Consider the following 223-nt stretch of genomic DNA (forward strand, 5'->3'; position numbering starts at 1 on the left):
TGGTGACGGGCGGCATCGAAGCTCCTGCGGACACAGGCTACTTCGTCGCACCGACAGTTTTCGCGGGCGTCGACCCGGATTCCACGATCGCGCAGGAAGAGATCTTCGGCCCGGTGCTGTCGATCATCCCGTTCGACGACGAGGAAGACGCGCTGCGGATCGCGAACAACTCCCGCTACGGCCTGCACGGCGCGGTGTGGTCGGCCGACCAGGACCGGGCGCT

At 66.8% G+C, this 223-nt stretch carries 1 protein-coding gene; it reads left to right on the forward strand.

All coding sequences use genetic code 11. The annotated features are described in order from the left end of the window. A partial coding sequence (locus WA670_RS45155; protein ID WP_336162330.1) for an aldehyde dehydrogenase family protein occupies positions 1 to 223 on the forward strand: 223 nt, incomplete at both ends.

The sequence above is a fragment of the Amycolatopsis sp. VC5-11 genome, assembly GCF_037034185.1.
Taxonomy (GTDB): Bacteria; Actinomycetota; Actinomycetes; order Mycobacteriales; family Pseudonocardiaceae; genus Amycolatopsis; species Amycolatopsis nivea.